Source organism: Pseudomonas trivialis, from assembly GCF_001439805.1.
GTDB lineage: Bacteria > Pseudomonadota > Gammaproteobacteria > Pseudomonadales > Pseudomonadaceae > Aquipseudomonas > Aquipseudomonas trivialis.
In genome coordinates, this window is sequence record NZ_JYLK01000009.1 from 50,324 (window position 1) to 65,428 (window position 15,105).

Consider the following 15,105-nt stretch of genomic DNA (forward strand, 5'->3'; position numbering starts at 1 on the left):
AGGCAAGCTCCCCGCTTATCAAACACAAAATAAGTTGTTGATTTAAAAATGAAATTTCAGGAATCCAGATTCCTGTGGCGAGCAGGCTTGCCCTGCGTTGGAGGGCGCAGCGGCCGTAAGACCATGCTCTGCGCAGGGGCAGATACACCGCGTTTTACTTGATTGGGGGCGCTTCGCACCCCAACGCGGGGCAAGCCCGCTCGCCACAACAAGCCAGCTCGCCACAACAAGCCCGCTCGCAGCCTCCCACATTTTCAGGTGTTCATGGTCTGGAAGTGCGCAAGCATTCTTTGCGCGTCCGCCACCTCACCACTGAACAATTCAAACGCTTTCACCGCCTGAAACACCGCCATATTGCCACCATCCAACGTGCGGCAACCCAGGGCACGGGCATCGCGCAACAGTTGGGTTTCCAGCGGAAAGTACACGATTTCCGCGACCCACAGTTGTGCGCGTAACAGCGCTGCGTGCACTGGCGTACCGGGCAGTTTGGCCATGCCCATCGGCGTGGTGTTCACCAGGCCATCGGCCTCGGCCATGGCGTTGTCCAATTGGCTGCCGACCTCGGCGCGCCCCATGCCGAAGCGCAAGGTCAAGTTATCCACAAGCTCGCGCGATCGAGCGGCGTCCACGTCGAAAATACTCAACTGCTGCACACCCTCGGCCAGCAACGCATGGGCAACCGCGGCCCCGGCACCGCCGGCGCCCATCTGCACCACGCGCTGGCGCGGCACATCATTGAGGTTGCGTCGAAAGCCTTCGGCAAAGCCCAGGCAGTCGGTGTTGTGGCCGATGCGTTTGCCGTCCTTGAACACCACGGTGTTTACCGCGCCGATGCCGCGCGCCTCGTCCGATAAGTCATCCAGCAACGGCAGGATCGCCTGCTTGCACGGGTAGGTAATGTTCAAACCGGTGAACTGCATCGACTCTGCGGCGCGCAGCAGGTCGGGCAGGGCGCTGACGGTCAGTTGCAACGGTTCCAGGTCGATCAGGCGATACAGGTAGCGCAAGCCTTGGGCGTCACCTTCCTGCTCATGCAGGGCCGGGGTGCGGGAGGCCTGGATACCGGCGCCGATCAGGCCGGCGAGCACGCGTGGTTTCATCAGGCGCATCCTTTGAGCGTGTGACTGAAATGTTCCAGGGCCAGGTGATAGCCATGGCTGCCAAACCCCGCCAGCACCGCCTTGGCGACCGGGGAGACGAACGAGTGATGACGAAAGGCTTCGCGCGCATGCACGTTGGATAGATGCACTTCGATCACCGGCACTTCACTGGCCACCAGCGCATCACGGAGGGCGACCGAGGTGTGGGTCCAGGCGGCGGGGTTGATCACGATTCCGGCGCAGCGGGCGCGGGCACCGTGGATCCAGTCGAGCAGTTCGCCTTCGTGGTTGGTCTGGCGAAACTCGACTTTCAGCCCGAGCTGCTGCGCACTGCGTCCGCACAGGGCGGCGACATCGGCCAGGGTTTCATGGCCATAAGTGGCGGGCTCGCGAGTGCCGAGCAGGTTGAGATTGGGGCCGTTGAGCACCAGCACGATGGGTGGCATTGGAGGATCTCCACAGTTCTTATTGGTTGTGGGGATAAAATGTACTGGTTGGTTAGTTTGGTCAATGGATGGCGCGGGGTGTGTTCGATTATCGAACGATTAATCGTGGCTTCAGACGTTGGAATGTGCGGTAACAACGCTGCATTCGACGAATTGTGCGCTGTTACTAATCTGTGAAAAAGCGTCGGAGTGATGGAGCCGGTTGTCGGGTTGCAGAAGGAGTCTTGCGGAGTTCGAAGGGTTTTCCCAGGAGGATTTCCAGCAGTCGGAAGTCGGCTTTGGCGGCAAGGCACTGTGCTGCGAGCTTCAGGCCCCGGATGTGTCGATCACCGGCCTGATCGCCACAAGCCAGCCTCTGATGGATCTAGCGGTAAGCCTGGTGGCGTCACGCAACGGTCGCAAGAGCAGCGCGGCCAAATCCGCCGCCGCTCGTGCGAATGGCAAGAAGGGTGGCCGGCCACCCAAAAAAGCGCCGGACACCGGTGACTCCACTGACGCATGACGCTGTAGATGTCTGGATCAACGACGGCTCAGCAACACCCCGGACTCCATGTGATGCGTCCACGGAAACTGGTCAAACAGGGCGCACCGGGTAATGCGGTGGGTGTCATGCAGTTGCGCAATGTTCGCCGCCAGCGTCTCGGGGTTGCAGGAGATGTAGAGGATGTTGTCGAAGCGTCGGGTCAGCTCGCAGGTGTCCGGGTCCATGCCGGCGCGTGGCGGGTCGACGAATACGCTGCCGAATTCGTAGCTTTTCAAGTCGACGCCGTGCAGGCGACGGAACGGACGCACTTCGTTCAGCGCCTGGGTGAGTTCCTCGGCAGAGAGACGCACCAGCGTGACGTTATTCACCGCGTTCTCATCGAGGTTGCTCAGCGCCGCATTCACCGAGGTCTTGCTGATCTCGGTCGCCAGCACCTTGCGCACGCGCGTGGCCAGCGGCAGGGTGAAGTTGCCGTTGCCGCAGTACAGCTCCAGCAAGTCATCCGGGCGCTCGCCCAATGCCTCGAACGCCCAGTTGAGCATCTTCTGGTTCACCGTGCCGTTGGGCTGGGTGAAGGCACCTTCGGGTTGGCGGTAGCTGAAGGTGCGCCCGCCGACGTCGAGTTTCTCCACCACGTAGTCGTGGCCGATCACATCGCGCTTGCCCTTGGAGCGGCCGATGATGCTCACGCCCAGATCAGCCGCGAGTTTATTCGCCGCCGTGTGCCAGTGCTCGTCCAGGGGGCGGTGATAGCACAGGGTGATCATTGCATCGCCGGCCAGGGTGGTGAGGAACTCCACCTGGAACAGCTTGTGACTCAGGGCGGCGCTGGCTTGCCAGGCAGCCTTGAGCTGCGGCATCAACTGGTTGATGCGCTGGCTGGCAATCGGGAAGTCTTCGATCAGGATCGGCGTGCGCTTGTCGTCCTGGGAGAACATCGCGTAATGACGCTCGCCGTCTTCGCGCCACAGGCGGAACTCGGCGCGCAGGCGAAAGTGCTGCAACGGTGAGTCGAAGACCTGCGGCTCAGGCGCATCGAACGGTGCCAGCAGGTCACGCAGGCGCGTGACCTTGTCCTGCAGTTGCGCGGTGTAGCGTGCGGCGTCAAAAGTCATGCGTTGAACCAGCCCAGCTTGATCACGAACAGAATCGACAGAATCACCAGCGCCGGGTTCAGCTCACGGTAGCGGCCCGAAAGCAGCTTGATGGCGGTCCAGGCGATGAAACCGAAGGCGATGCCGTTGGCGATGGAGTAAGTGAAGGGCATCGCCAGGGCGGTGATCACCACCGGCGCTGCCACGGTAATATCGTCCCAGTCGATTTCGGCCAGCCCCTGGGTCATCAGCACCGCCACGAACAACAGCGCCGGCGCGGTGGCGAAGGCGGGAACGCTGGCGGCCAGCGGCGAGAAGAACAGCGCCAGCAGGAACAGAATGGCGACCACGATGGCCGTCAGGCCGGTACGGCCACCGGCGCTCACGCCCGCGGCGGACTCGATGTAGCTGGTGGTGGTCGAGGTGCCGAGCAGGGAACCGGCCATGGCGGCGGTGCTGTCGGCGATCAATGCACGGCCCATTTTCGGCATGTGGCCGTCCTTGCCCATCAGCCCGGCGCGCTTGGCGACGCCGATCAGGGTGCCGGAGTTGTCGAACAGGTCGACGAACAGGAAGGCGAAGATCACGCTGACCAGGCCGATATCCAGCGCGCCCTTGATGTCCAGTTGCAGGAAGGTCGGGGCCAGGGACGGCGGCATCGAGGTCACGCCGCCGAAGGGGGTGATGCCGAGCAGGATCGACACAATGGTCACCGCCAGAATGCCGATCAGCACCGCGCCGCGCACGGCCAGGGCTTCCAGCGCCACGATCAGCACGAAGCCCAGGGTGGCGAGGATGGGGGCCGGTTGCTTGAGGTCGCCCATGCCAATCAGGGTGGCCGGGTTGGCAACCACGATCCCGGCGTTGTGCAGGGCGATCAGCGCGAGGAACAGGCCGATACCGGCGGCAATCGCCGAGCGCAGCGGCAGGGGGATGCTGTTGATGATCCACTCACGGATGCGGAAGATCGACAGCAGGAAGAACAGCACCGCCGAGATGAAAACCGCACCCAGCGCCACCTGCCAGGTGTGGCCCATGTGCAGCACCACGGTGTAGGTGAAGAAGGCGTTCAGACCCATGCCCGGCGCCAGCGCAATCGGGTAGTTGGCGATCAGGCCCATCACGGTCGAACCGATGGCGGCGGCCAGGCAGGTCGCGACGAACACCGCGCCCTTGTCCATGCCGGTCTCGCCCAGAATGCTCGGGTTCACGAACAGGATGTAAGCCATCGCCAGGAACGTGGTGATGCCCGCAAGAATCTCGGTGCGCACGTTGGTGTTGTGGGCTTTGAGTTGAAACAGCTTTTCCAGCATGCCGGCTCCCTGTGACGCGCTTTTGCGTCGTTATTTGTTGACCTCTAAGTCAAAGCACAAACTGCGCCAAGCGCCTGTGGTTTCAGAGAGGATCGGAAAAAGCGGCGCATCATACCAGCAGCCGAGGCTGTGTGGCGCGTGGCCTTGAGGCATACTGCGGCGACGTTTGATACCGGGTGGTCAACAGCATGAAAAAAGCCAACGCGTGGAGTCTAGCGCTGTTCCCCTTTATTGGCCTGTGGCTCGGTGCAGCACCGGCGTGGGGCGCCGCTGCACCGGCCTTGAGCGAGGTGCGGGTGTTCAAGGTCGAGTCGGCGCGCTGCACCGAGAGCATCCCGGACCGCGTGACCACCACCCAGATGTGCACGCACCGTGGGCCCACCAAGGTCTCGGTGATGGAAGTGGGCCTGGGCAACAACCCGGTCGGGCGCTTCAACGGCGCGGTGCTCAATGCTCAGCGCACGTCGGTGTGCCAGGTCGGCAATATCAGCCAGGCGTGCAATGGCGCAGGCCAACTGATCGGCTACATCTATGTGTTCGACCTGAACGTCGCAGGCCCCGGCGGCTTTGAATACAGCAACTCCTCGATCAATCCGCCGCGCAACACCCTCAAGACCCAACTCAATATCCTCTGATCAATCCGCTTGAACGCTCATACCCCCGGGAAGTCGTACCCCTGAGACGGCGATTTCCCTAACGCCGCGGATGTACACCAACCCGTGAGGTGTTTATGAGCGCGACCCCCAATGGCGCGGCGGCCCAACCGTTCGTCGCCCACCCAATACGCTTGACCCTCAACGGTCAGGAACGCCACCTGAGCGTGTTGCCCTGGACCACCCTGCTGGACCTGCTGCGCGAACAACTGGACCTGGTCGGCAGCAAGAAAGGCTGTGACCATGGCCAGTGCGGCGCCTGCACCGTGTTGCGCGACGGCAAGCGCGTCAATGCCTGCCTGACCCTGGCCATCATGTGCGACGGTGCCGAGCTGACCACCATCGAAGGCCTGGCCGACGGCGACCGGTTGCACCCGATGCAGCAAGCCTTCATCAAACATGACGCCTTCCAGTGCGGTTACTGCACCCCCGGCCAGATTTGCTCCGCCGTGGGCCTGGTCAACGAGGGCCGCGCCCACGACAGCGCCCAGATCCAGGAACTGATGAGCGGCAACCTCTGCCGTTGCGGCGCCTACAGCAATATTCGCGATGCCATCGAGGACGCGCTGCCCGCGTGCCGCCAGCAGGGAGGTGAGCAATGAATCCCTTCCACTACAGCAAGCCCGCCGATGTGCAGGAAGCGGTGCACCTGAGCAGCGCGGCCTCACGCTTCATTGCCGGGGGCACCAACCTGCTGGACCTGATGAAAGAGAACATCAGCCGCCCCGAGCACCTGATCGATATCACCGGCCTGCCGCTGCGCGAGGTGGAAGCAACCGCCGACGGCGGCGTGCGCATCGGGGCCCTGGTCAGTAACGCCGACCTGGCCTGGCACCCGCTGATCGAACAGCGTTACCCGCTGCTGTCCCAGGCCATTCTCGCCGGCGCCTCGCCGCAGCTGCGCAACATGGCCAGCACCGGCGGCAACCTGTTGCAGCGCACCCGTTGTTACTACTTCTACGACGCCGCCGTGCCGTGCAACAAGCGCGAGCCCGGCAGCGGTTGCCCGGCGCGCACCGGATTGAACCGCATCCATGCGATCCTCGGCGCCAGCGACCAGTGCGTCGCCACCCATCCTTCCGACATGTGCGTGGCTCTGGCGGCGCTGGAAGCGCGGGTGCATGTGCAGGGGCGCGCCGGCACGCGGGTTATCGAGTTTGCCGATTTCCATCGTCTGCCCGGTGATGCGCCGCAACGTGACAACCAATTGGCTGACGACGAGCTGATCACTGCTGTCGAACTGCCGGCCGATCACTTGGCCCGTCACAGCCACTACCTGAAAATCCGTGACCGCGCGTCCTATGCGTTTGCCCTGGTGTCCGTCGCCGCAGCCCTCGAACTGGACGGCGACCGCATCGTTGACGCGCGTCTGGCCCTCGGCGGTGTAGCGCATAAACCCTGGCGTGACCGCGCGGTGGAAAGCGCCTTGATCGGCCAGTCGGTCAGCCGCGAAACCTTCAGCAACGCCGCCGACGCGCTGCTGCAGGATGCCGAGCCGCTTGAGCACAACGGCTTCAAGATCAAGCTGGCACGCCGCGCAATTATCCGCGCCCTGAGCGACGCCGCCGTCGCAGGAGAACAGCCATGAGTGCTATCGGCAAACCCCTTGACCGCGTCGACGGTCTGCTCAAGGTCACCGGGCAAGCGCGCTACGCCGGTGAATTTCCCGAGGACGGCCTGCTGCACGGCAGCGTGGTTTCCAGCAACATTGCCAAGGGCCGCGTGCTGCGCATCGACGCCTCCAGGGCGCTGGCGCTGCCGGGCGTGGTGGCCGTGATCGACCACCTCAACCGGCCGAAAATTGCCAGCTACGATGACGCCTTCGCCGACGATGATGCGGCGGACGGCTCGCCCTTCCGCCCGTTGTACAACGACCGCGTGCTGTACAGCGGCCAGCCGCTGGCGCTGGTCATCGCCGATAACCTGGAGCTGGCGCGCCACGCCGGGTCCCTGGTGCACATCGAGTACGAAACCGAAGCCTTCGACACCGATCTGGCTGCGCAGCAGGACAGCGCTCACCCTTCGTCGCAGACCCCGCCCAAACCGCGCGGCAACTTCCAGGCCGAATGGTCCGGCGCGGCCATCAGCCTCGACCTGCATTACAGCACCCCGATCGAACATCACAACCCCATGGAACCTCACGCCAGCACCGTGCTGTATCAGCCGGACGGCACCTTGCACATCCACGACAAGACCCAGGGCCCGCAAAACTGCCAGTCCTATGTGCAGGAGGTGTTCGGCCTGGATAAAAGCCAGGTGCGCATTTTTGCCGCGTTCGTCGGCGGCGCCTTTGGCTCCGGCCTGCGTCCGCAGTACCAGTTGCCGTTGGCGGTGATGGCGTCGCTGTCGCTCAAGCGTTCGGTGCGCGTGACCCTCACCCGCCAGCAGATGTTCACCTTCGGCTACCGCCCGCGCACCCTGCAGCGCCTGCAGATGGGCGCCGCTGCCAATGGTCGCTTGCTGGCGCTGGGGCACACCGCGATTGGCCAGACCTCGCGCTTCGAGGATTTCAGCGAACACGTGGTGGAGTGGAGCGGCATGCTCTACCACTGCGACAACATTCAGCTGACTTACAAGCTGGTGCCACTGGACGTTTACACCCCGCTGGACATGCGCGCACCCGGCGCTGCCCTGGGTGTGATCGGCCTCGAATGCGCGATGGATGAACTGGCTTGCGCCCTGGCCATCGACCCGGTGCAACTGCGCCTGATCAACTACGCCGAGCGCAACCAGAACGAAGACAAACCCTGGTCCAGCAAAGCCCTGCGCGAGTGTTACAGCGAAGGCGCCGAGCGTTTTGGCTGGAGCCAGCGCAACCCGGAACCGCGCAGCATGCGCGACGGCCGTCAGTTGATCGGCTGGGGCATGGCCGGTGGCGTGTGGGAAGCCATGCAGATGAAGGCCAGTGCCAAGGCGCGTCTGGACGCGAATGGCAAACTGACCGTGAGCAGCGCCACCACCGACATCGGTACCGGCACCTATACCGTCATGACGCAGATTGCGGCCCAGGCCAGCGGTGTGGCGATGGCCGATATCAGCTTTCTGCTGGGGGATTCATCCTTGCCCACCGCGCCGTTGCAAGGCGGCTCGTTTACCGTGTCGTCGGTCGGTACGGCGGTGCAGCAGGCGTGCGAAGCGCTTAATGCCAAGTTGCTGAAAATCGCCCAACAGACCTATCCGGCCTTCAAGGGTGTGGACACCGCGCGCTTTGAGGACGGTCAACTGCACGCCGGCGAACAGCGCGTGTCCCTGGCGCAGCTGGTCAGGGACAGCGGCGAGCAGGCGCTGGAGGTGCAGGTCGACAGCGAGCCTGACAAAAAGCGCGAAGCCTATGCCACGGCCACTCACTCGGCGGTGTTCGTCGAAGTGCGCGTGGATGAGGACCTGGGCACCATCAAGGTCAGCCGTGTGGTCAGCGCGGTTGCCGCCGGGCGCGTGGTCAACCCGAAAATGGCGCGCAGCCAGATCCTCGGCGGTGTGGTGTGGGGCATCGGCATGGCGCTGCATGAAGAGACCCAGGTCGACCATCAACTGGGCCGCTACATGAACCACAGCCTGGCCGAATATCACATTCCGGTTAACGCCGATATTGGCGAGATCGATGTGGTGTTCGTCGAGGAACATGACGAGATCGTCAACGCACTGGGTTCCAAGGGCGTGGGCGAGATCGGCATTGTCGGCGTGGCGGCGGCGGTGGCGAATGCGGTGTACCACGCCACCGGCAAGCGGGTGCGGGAATTTCCGATCACATTGGATAAAGTGCTTTGACGTAAAGCATTCAATGATCGTGATTGAGGGCCGGGTAGATCCGGCCCTTAACGGCTTGTACTCGCTCAGGAGACTTTCAGGTCGATGAATAGGTCCGTCATATTCGGAGGTTGAATAACGGACGTCTCAGTGTTAACCGGAGCATCATCCACGAGAACCCCTGTTGCACCGGTTAACTCAGAGATACCGCGAATGGGTCGGCTTGCTTCGTAGGTGAATACATGGTCACTGCCCACTCGTACAATCCATTTTTGTTGAGGGTCAAGCGCTTGATCTTTCTCGATCACTTTGCTCGCGTAATAGTTCATGTTTTTGAGCCGTGTGGTTTTCTTCTCTACCGAAGGCACATCGATTGCTTTAATACGAATGCCGTTTTTTCGCAGGGTCAGAAGCAGTTCTCTGTTGGTATAGATCCCATGTTTACTGTGGGCAAGATCAATTAATTTTAAATTTTTACGCAGCGCCGGGGAGAACTCCCCCGAATCGAAAAACCTGTCAAGATCAGGCTGCAGCGCATGTTCAAACCCTTCCGAGTACAACACACGGACACCGTTTTTTCTAAACACCGCTGCATGATCAATCAGGATTTTCAATCCTGCTGACTGGGAGTGATCCTCGCCGATAATCATGCCGGATGATTTTTGATAAATAGTATCGATCACCTTGGCGGGCGATGCATTTTTATGGATTGTCGAGAGTGCAGGCCTGGGTTTGGTTTTTGCCGTCTTATGAAAACTTTCAGCGTCTTTTTTTAACTGGTTATCGATTTTGGTGATCGCCTTCGACGTCGAAGAGGTTCCATCGGCAGGGTAATCGTAGGCGCCGGGGTCAAACGGTTGACCTTGTGAGTTGCCCCACTTCCACGGCAGTTTTATACCCCCCGGGCCACTGAGCGGCTCCCAGCCTTTGCCTCCCGTGTATTGCACATTCATCACAGCCTTTTCAGTGAGCGGGTCGATGACCTGGGCGTAACCATTTCTCAGCTTGAACTTGGCATCGATTTCAAATACCTCATGGGTCCCGTCATTATTGGCAAGTCGAATAAGCCATTGGTCCTTGCCGTGAGGTCCTTTGACTTGATAGATGCCCATCGCATTGGGCGTTACGCCCTCTATTCGTCGCTCACCGTCTGTGACGATAGAGTCACCGATACTGTGCCATTGCGAGGGACGTAGCCGGTTTGCAGGCCATTCGGAGACGCGCGGAGGACTTGGCGCGGGGCTGTTGGGTGCGGATTCCAATGCACCTGTTACTTCGCTTGCGGCACCTTTGTCACCGTCGAAAAATTTCCCGGCACGCGGTGTCGCTACCAGTACTGCGTTGAGAACGCCGTTTAGAATTTGTTCGTTGCCATTTGCTTTGCCATGCCTGTTGTTGTCAACGCCGATGGCTGCTGTGATTACCCCGCTCGCCAAATAATAAGCATCTATTGCCAGCGCGACTTCGGGCACAACGAGCGCCAGCGGCGTGAGGAATAACGCTATTTTTGCAACCTTTTCGAGGCCGGAAAGTAGCTTCTCTTTCCGGTAGTCCCTGTCGCTGGTTATTTTGAAATCACCGTCCGCGTAAGCGCGACTTTTCTGGCGTCTTGCGACTTCATCAAACGGCAACTTACTCGGTGCTGTGGTGATATATGTCTGTGGGTCCCAGAAGCCGCTGAACGCCCGATGGTCATAGGACAACAATCCGCCTGGGGTCTCGCGCTTTTGCGGCCAAGTGCCGAGCCCGGCCATGGTTTCGTCTGCACCTGCACGCCCGATGCCGTTAGGTCTGTCTTTCAGGGCAACGTGCGTGGCCAGGGCTGCGCGTCTGACCGGATCGGCCATTTGAGCGGCGAGCCCTGTCTTCATTTCAGCCTGGCTATTGAACGTGTGAAAAAACGGGGAAGAACTCCCCGGTTCATAAACCAAGGTGAGCGCAGGCAACTTATTGCCGTTGGCGTCGAAGCTCACCCGATTGTCGGTTATGTAAATCAGGTCGGTGGATTCATAGTTTCCAATCTTCAGCAATCCCACTTCAATACCAGGATCCTTCGGCGGGTTTTTTAGAAGATCCTCAAACTTGATGTCCGGCCATGACGCCTGATTGCCGGATAAGCCAGCAGCCAGCATGGCAAGTTCGAGGCCTTGTGGGGGCAGGCTGCCTTGCTGATGCTGAGTCATCGCTGCTTTAACAAAAGACGCTTTGGCCAGCGCTGGATATTTTTCCTGATGGGCTGTCCAGAACTCGTCCAGAAAATGCTCATAAGGCTGTTGATAGTCCGCGTCCCAGATCAGTTCTTTAAACTCGGTGGGCGTGATTGAACGTTGGTTTGCGGCGTTATAAACCAGCGCGGTCGAGTCTGCGGGCGCCTGGTAAATACCCTGATAAGTATGCGTGATATCAGCTTTTTCGCGGCCAGGGTTAAAACGGCTGAAAAAATCGAACGTGCCCGGTGCATGAGTCGTCAACTCGGGTTTGACGATGACGTCAGGTCCTCCCTCAAAGAAAGGGAGGGGAAAGCCACTCCCCTTGGGCGTGTCTTGTGCATTGGTGATGAGCGCTTGTGTCAGGGAGATTCTTTTTAAAATGTTTGCGGGGTAAGGCCTTTCTCCTGTGGCGTTGTAGTCAAAAGTGACGAGAAACGTTTTATCAGGATCTATATTCCATTTTTCCTTTTCGGCAGGGGTCGTTGCCTTCTCTGCCATCTGCGCAAACGTTTTTTTTAAAAAAATTGAAGCTTCCTGATCAACGCTTTTGAAGGCGTCGGAAATTTTCTTTGTGACGGGGTCAATGTTGATATTGAGTCCCAAGTCGATGGGCACCGGAAGCTTCTCACCTGTACCAACGTTTTTGCCCGGATCAGGATTGACGCTGACTTCCTCAAACCCACCCCCTGGCGCTGCTTTGACCTCCTGTACCAGCTCCTGATCCTTGGACGGGCTGGAATCGATTGCGCGTTTAGCCCGCCCAATTGCGAGTGTCTGATTATCTTGGCTTTCAGGAGGCAGTATTGGCGCTGTCGAAGGGGGCAAGGGGGTATAAAACGGGTGACTGATTTGCATGGCTGGAGGCTCTGGGCATGTCGCGGCGTTGGATTGCACCTTCTGTGGTATTGGGGTAGGTAAAGTTCCAGTGCCAAGTAGCCCTTTTCGCTCCTTTGGCACTATGAGATATCGCTCTGCGCGCAGCCGGGTCTGGAAAAGGGCCGCCCAGCTTGGCTGGTGAGTCGATCCATTCGTTCTGCCAGCCTGTAAACGACTTGACGGTGATCAATTGCTTGGTTCTTCCTTGGGCACATGCATCCGGTCCCGATTGGCCAAGGTCGGGAACAGTTTTATCCACACCCCGGTCACCACCAGCGTGCCGATCCCGCCCATCACCACGGCGGGCACGGTGCCGAACCAGTGGGCGGTAATGCCCGATTCAAATTCGCCCAGCTGATTCGACGCGCCGATAAACAGACCGTTGACCGCGCTGACGCGTCCGCGCATTTCATCCGGGGTTTCCAGTTGCACGAACGAAGCGCGAATGACCATGCTGATCATGTCCGCCGCGCCCAGCACCACCAGCACCGCCAGGGAAAACCAGAACGAGGTGGACAGGCCGAAGGCAATGGTCGCCACGCCAAACACCCCCACGGCGGTGAACATCACGCGGCCCACCTTGCGGTCGACCGAGAACCGCGCCAGCCACAACGACATCAACAGCGCGCCCACCGCCGGTGCCGAGCGCAACAGGCCCAGGCCCCAGGGGCCGGTCAGCAAAATGTCCCTGGCGAACACCGGCAGCAACGCGGTGGCACCCCCCAGCAGCACGGCAAACAGGTCGAGGGAGATCGCGCCGAGGATGTCCGGGCGGCTGCGGATAAAACGGATGCCGGCCAGCAACGAATCCAGCGTGGCCTTGCCTTTGTTCAGCGGCGTCTGGCGGGCGGGCAGGTTGAGCATCAACACGCAGGCGATGAGGTACAGCACCACGGTGGGGCCGTACACCCAGACGCTGCCGAATGCGTAAAGCAGACCGCCGAGTGCCGGGGCGACGATGGTGGCCAGTTGCTGGGCCGACTGCGACGAGGCCACCGCCCTCGGAAACAACGCGCTGGGCACGATGCTCGGCAACAGCGCCTGGGTGGTGGGCTGTTCAAACGAGCGGGCAGCGCCAAGCAGGAAGGCAAGGATAAAGATCATCTCGCGGGTCACGTGGCCGGTCAGGCCGCCGATGGCCAGGGACAGCGCGATCAAGGCCTGCACGGTCTGGCAGATGGCCGCAACCCTGCGCCGCTCATAACGATCGGCCACATGCCCGGTGTGCAGCATGAACAGCACGCGCGGTACAAACTCCACCAGACCGACCAGGCCCAAGTCGAGCACGTTGCCGGTGAGTTGATAGAGGTTCCAGCCGATGGCTACGGTGAGCATCTGAAAGCCGCTGGCGGTGAAGATTCGCGCCAGCCAGAACGCGATGAAAGGACGGTGATGACGTAACAGCAACGCGGGTTCACTGGGCATCGGAGAGGCTGGCCGGAGCTTGAGGGAACGGTGAGATTATCATCAAGCTGTAACAAGTAGTTGCAAGAACGGCAGTGAGGCAGCCTGTCACGCGTCAATCGACCACACGGCCACTGACACAAAATAGGACTACTCTTTTACCAATGCTTGATCCAGATCAAACCCCGCGTCGGGATTGGGTCTGGAGGCCGCAAGGCCAGAATCCCTGCGTGGCTGGCAATAAAAAGAAACGAATTGAAATTCGCCACACTCCATATCCGTGGGGGCATTGGGTGCAGGCTCCTGCCCGCAGCCGGTATTACCTGACAGAGGAAAACTTATGTTCGGTTTGGAGGCGCTCGATCTCGCCCGAATCCAGTTCGCGTTCACGATCTCGTTCCACATCCTGTTCCCGGCCATCACCATCGGCCTGGCCAGTTACCTTGCGGTGCTGGAAGGCTTGTGGCTCAAGACCCGCAACGACACCTACCGTGACCTCTACCACTTCTGGTCAAAGATCTTCGCCGTCAACTTCGGCATGGGCGTGGTCTCGGGCCTGGTCATGGCCTACCAGTTCGGCACCAACTGGAGCCGCTTCTCGGACTTCGCCGGCGCCGTCACCGGGCCGTTGCTGACCTATGAAGTGCTCACGGCGTTCTTCCTCGAGGCCGGTTTTCTCGGCGTGATGCTGTTCGGCTGGAACAAGGTGGGGCGCAACCTGCATTTCTTTTCCACGGTGATGGTGGCCGTGGGGACGCTGATTTCGACGTTCTGGATTCTGTCGTCCAACAGCTGGATGCAGACGCCCCAGGGTTTTGAAATCATCGATGGCCGCGTGATTCCGACCGACTGGTTCGCCGTGGTCTTCAACCCTTCGTTTCCCTATCGCCTGGCGCACATGGCCACGGCGGCGTTCGTGGCCACGGCGTTCTTCGTCGGTTCCTCGGCGGCCTGGCACCTGCTGCGCGGCAAGGACAACCCGGCGATCCGCAAGATGCTGTCGATGGCGATGTGGATGGCGCTGATCGTTGCGCCCATCCAGGCGGTGATCGGTGACTTCCACGGCCTCAATACCCTGCAACACCAGCCGGCGAAAATCGCGGCCATCGAAGGTCACTGGGAAAACAAGGGCAATGAGCCGACCCCGCTGATCCTGTTCGGCTGGCCGGACATGAAGGCTGAAAAAACCAAATACGCGGTGGAGATTCCGTATCTGGGCAGCCTGATCCTGACCCACTCCCTGGACAAACAGGTGCCGGCGCTCAAGGAGTTCCCGCCTGAAGACCGCCCCAACTCGACCGTGGTGTTCTGGTCGTTCCGGGTCATGGTCGGCCTGGGCTTCCTGATGATCTTCACCGGTCTGTTCAGCCTGTGGCTGCGCCGTGGCAACCGGATGTACACGTCCAAACCGTTTCTCTACCTGGCACTGTGGATGGGCCCGTCCGGCCTGATCGCGATTCTCGCCGGCTGGTTCACCACCGAAATCGGCCGCCAGCCATGGGTGGTGTACGGGCTGATGCGCACGGCGGATGCATCCTCCGGGCACAGCCTGGCGCAGATGACCATCACGCTGGTGCTGTTCGTGGTGGTGTACTTCGCGCTGTTTGGCGCGGGCCTGGGCTACATGATGCGCCTGGTGCGCAAAGGCCCGGTCAGCCACGAAAGCACCGAACCGACCCCCGGCGGCCCCGGCCAGAAACGCACGCCGGCGCGTCCGCTGTCGGCGGCCGATGACGGCACCGATGACGACCACCTCCAGCACAAGGGGCATTGAG

General features: G+C 60.8%; 11 protein-coding genes and 1 pseudogene. 6 read left to right on the plus strand and 6 right to left on the minus strand.

All coding sequences use genetic code 11. The features are described 5' to 3' along the window. Nucleotides 1–254: 254 nt before the first annotated feature. A complete protein-coding gene (locus tag TU79_RS14765) occupies nucleotides 255–1,106 on the minus strand; it encodes a shikimate dehydrogenase (protein ID WP_162276089.1) in 852 nt (283 codons plus the stop codon). Next, nucleotides 1,103–1,549, minus strand: coding sequence for a type II 3-dehydroquinate dehydratase (gene aroQ, locus TU79_RS14770; RefSeq protein WP_057008667.1), 447 nt, complete (start codon nucleotides 1,547–1,549; stop codon nucleotides 1,103–1,105). The genes TU79_RS14765 and aroQ overlap by 4 nt, the downstream gene beginning before the upstream one ends. A gap of 223 nt (nucleotides 1,550–1,772) precedes the next feature. Between aroQ and TU79_RS14775 the strand changes: the two are divergent. Beyond that, nucleotides 1,773–2,051: pseudogene (locus TU79_RS14775) on the plus strand (DUF2442 domain-containing protein); the annotation flags it as partial. A 17-nt stretch (nucleotides 2,052–2,068) separates the two neighbouring features. Here TU79_RS14775 and trmA read toward each other — a convergent pair. Together trmA and TU79_RS14785 are read right to left on the minus strand one after the other, a co-directional pair. Then, a complete protein-coding gene (trmA, locus tag TU79_RS14780; RefSeq protein ID WP_057008668.1) occupies nucleotides 2,069–3,148 on the minus strand; it encodes a tRNA (uridine(54)-C5)-methyltransferase TrmA in 1,080 nt (359 codons plus the stop codon). Then, nucleotides 3,145–4,440 carry an NCS2 family permease gene (locus tag TU79_RS14785; protein ID WP_057008669.1) on the minus strand — a complete coding sequence of 432 codons (1,296 nt, stop codon included), beginning with the start codon at nucleotides 4,438–4,440 and terminating at the stop codon, nucleotides 3,145–3,147. The genes trmA and TU79_RS14785 overlap by 4 nt, the downstream gene beginning before the upstream one ends. Nucleotides 4,441–4,628: 188 nt before the next feature. Between TU79_RS14785 and TU79_RS14790 the strand changes: the two genes are divergently transcribed. The 4 genes from TU79_RS14790 to TU79_RS14805 all read left to right on the plus strand — a co-directional run bounded on the left by TU79_RS14790 (nucleotide 4,629) and on the right by TU79_RS14805 (nucleotide 8,861). Beyond that, nucleotides 4,629–5,075 (plus strand): DUF4879 domain-containing protein, encoded by a 447-nt coding sequence (locus TU79_RS14790; RefSeq protein WP_057008766.1) that lies wholly within the window; start codon nucleotides 4,629–4,631, stop codon nucleotides 5,073–5,075. 95 nt (nucleotides 5,076–5,170) lie between these two features. Continuing rightward, a complete protein-coding gene (locus tag TU79_RS14795) occupies nucleotides 5,171–5,695 on the plus strand; it encodes a (2Fe-2S)-binding protein (RefSeq protein WP_057008670.1) in 525 nt (174 codons plus the stop codon). Next, complete coding sequence (locus TU79_RS14800; RefSeq protein ID WP_057008671.1) at nucleotides 5,692–6,681, plus strand: FAD binding domain-containing protein; 990 nt, start codon at nucleotides 5,692–5,694, stop codon at nucleotides 6,679–6,681. Before TU79_RS14795 ends, TU79_RS14800 begins: the two co-directional genes overlap by 4 nt. Further along, nucleotides 6,678–8,861 carry a xanthine dehydrogenase family protein molybdopterin-binding subunit gene (locus TU79_RS14805; protein ID WP_057008672.1) on the plus strand — a complete coding sequence of 728 codons (2,184 nt, stop codon included), beginning with the start codon at nucleotides 6,678–6,680 and terminating at the stop codon, nucleotides 8,859–8,861. Before TU79_RS14800 ends, TU79_RS14805 begins: the two co-directional genes overlap by 4 nt. A gap of 65 nt (nucleotides 8,862–8,926) precedes the next feature. Here the strand turns inward: TU79_RS14805 and TU79_RS14810 are convergent, their stop codons facing one another. Both TU79_RS14810 and TU79_RS14815 read right to left on the minus strand, forming a co-directional pair. Beyond that, entirely contained in the window at nucleotides 8,927–11,905 is a 2,979-nt protein-coding gene (locus TU79_RS14810) for a membrane-targeted effector domain-containing toxin (protein ID WP_231986874.1), read from the minus strand. A 207-nt stretch (nucleotides 11,906–12,112) separates the two neighbouring features. Further along, nucleotides 12,113–13,351 (minus strand): MFS transporter, encoded by a 1,239-nt coding sequence (locus TU79_RS14815; protein ID WP_057008673.1) that lies wholly within the window; start codon nucleotides 13,349–13,351, stop codon nucleotides 12,113–12,115. A gap of 319 nt (nucleotides 13,352–13,670) precedes the next feature. On the opposite strand from TU79_RS14815, the gene TU79_RS14820 reads away from it, so the two are divergent. Next, a complete protein-coding gene (locus TU79_RS14820) occupies nucleotides 13,671–15,104 on the plus strand; it encodes a cytochrome ubiquinol oxidase subunit I (RefSeq protein ID WP_057008674.1) in 1,434 nt (477 codons plus the stop codon). Nucleotide 15,105 lies beyond the last annotated feature (1 nt).

What these genes read in the sequence shown, in the direction of transcription:
- TU79_RS14810 (WP_231986874.1), bottom strand. Translation starts at nt 11,905, where the DNA reads ATGCAAATCAGTCACCCGTTTTATACCCCCTTGCCCCCTTCGACAGCG.
- trmA (WP_057008668.1), bottom strand. Translation starts at nt 3,148, where the DNA reads ATGACTTTTGACGCCGCACGCTACACCGCGCAACTGCAGGACAAGGTC.
- TU79_RS14795 (WP_057008670.1), top strand. Translation starts at nt 5,171, where the DNA reads ATGAGCGCGACCCCCAATGGCGCGGCGGCCCAACCGTTCGTCGCCCAC.
- TU79_RS14805 (WP_057008672.1), top strand. Translation starts at nt 6,678, where the DNA reads ATGAGTGCTATCGGCAAACCCCTTGACCGCGTCGACGGTCTGCTCAAG.
- TU79_RS14800 (WP_057008671.1), top strand. Translation starts at nt 5,692, where the DNA reads ATGAATCCCTTCCACTACAGCAAGCCCGCCGATGTGCAGGAAGCGGTG.
- aroQ (WP_057008667.1), bottom strand. Translation starts at nt 1,549, where the DNA reads ATGCCACCCATCGTGCTGGTGCTCAACGGCCCCAATCTCAACCTGCTC.
- TU79_RS14785 (WP_057008669.1), bottom strand. Translation starts at nt 4,440, where the DNA reads ATGCTGGAAAAGCTGTTTCAACTCAAAGCCCACAACACCAACGTGCGC.
- TU79_RS14820 (WP_057008674.1), top strand. Translation starts at nt 13,671, where the DNA reads ATGTTCGGTTTGGAGGCGCTCGATCTCGCCCGAATCCAGTTCGCGTTC.
- TU79_RS14815 (WP_057008673.1), bottom strand. Translation starts at nt 13,351, where the DNA reads ATGCCCAGTGAACCCGCGTTGCTGTTACGTCATCACCGTCCTTTCATC.
- TU79_RS14790 (WP_057008766.1), top strand. Translation starts at nt 4,629, where the DNA reads ATGAAAAAAGCCAACGCGTGGAGTCTAGCGCTGTTCCCCTTTATTGGC.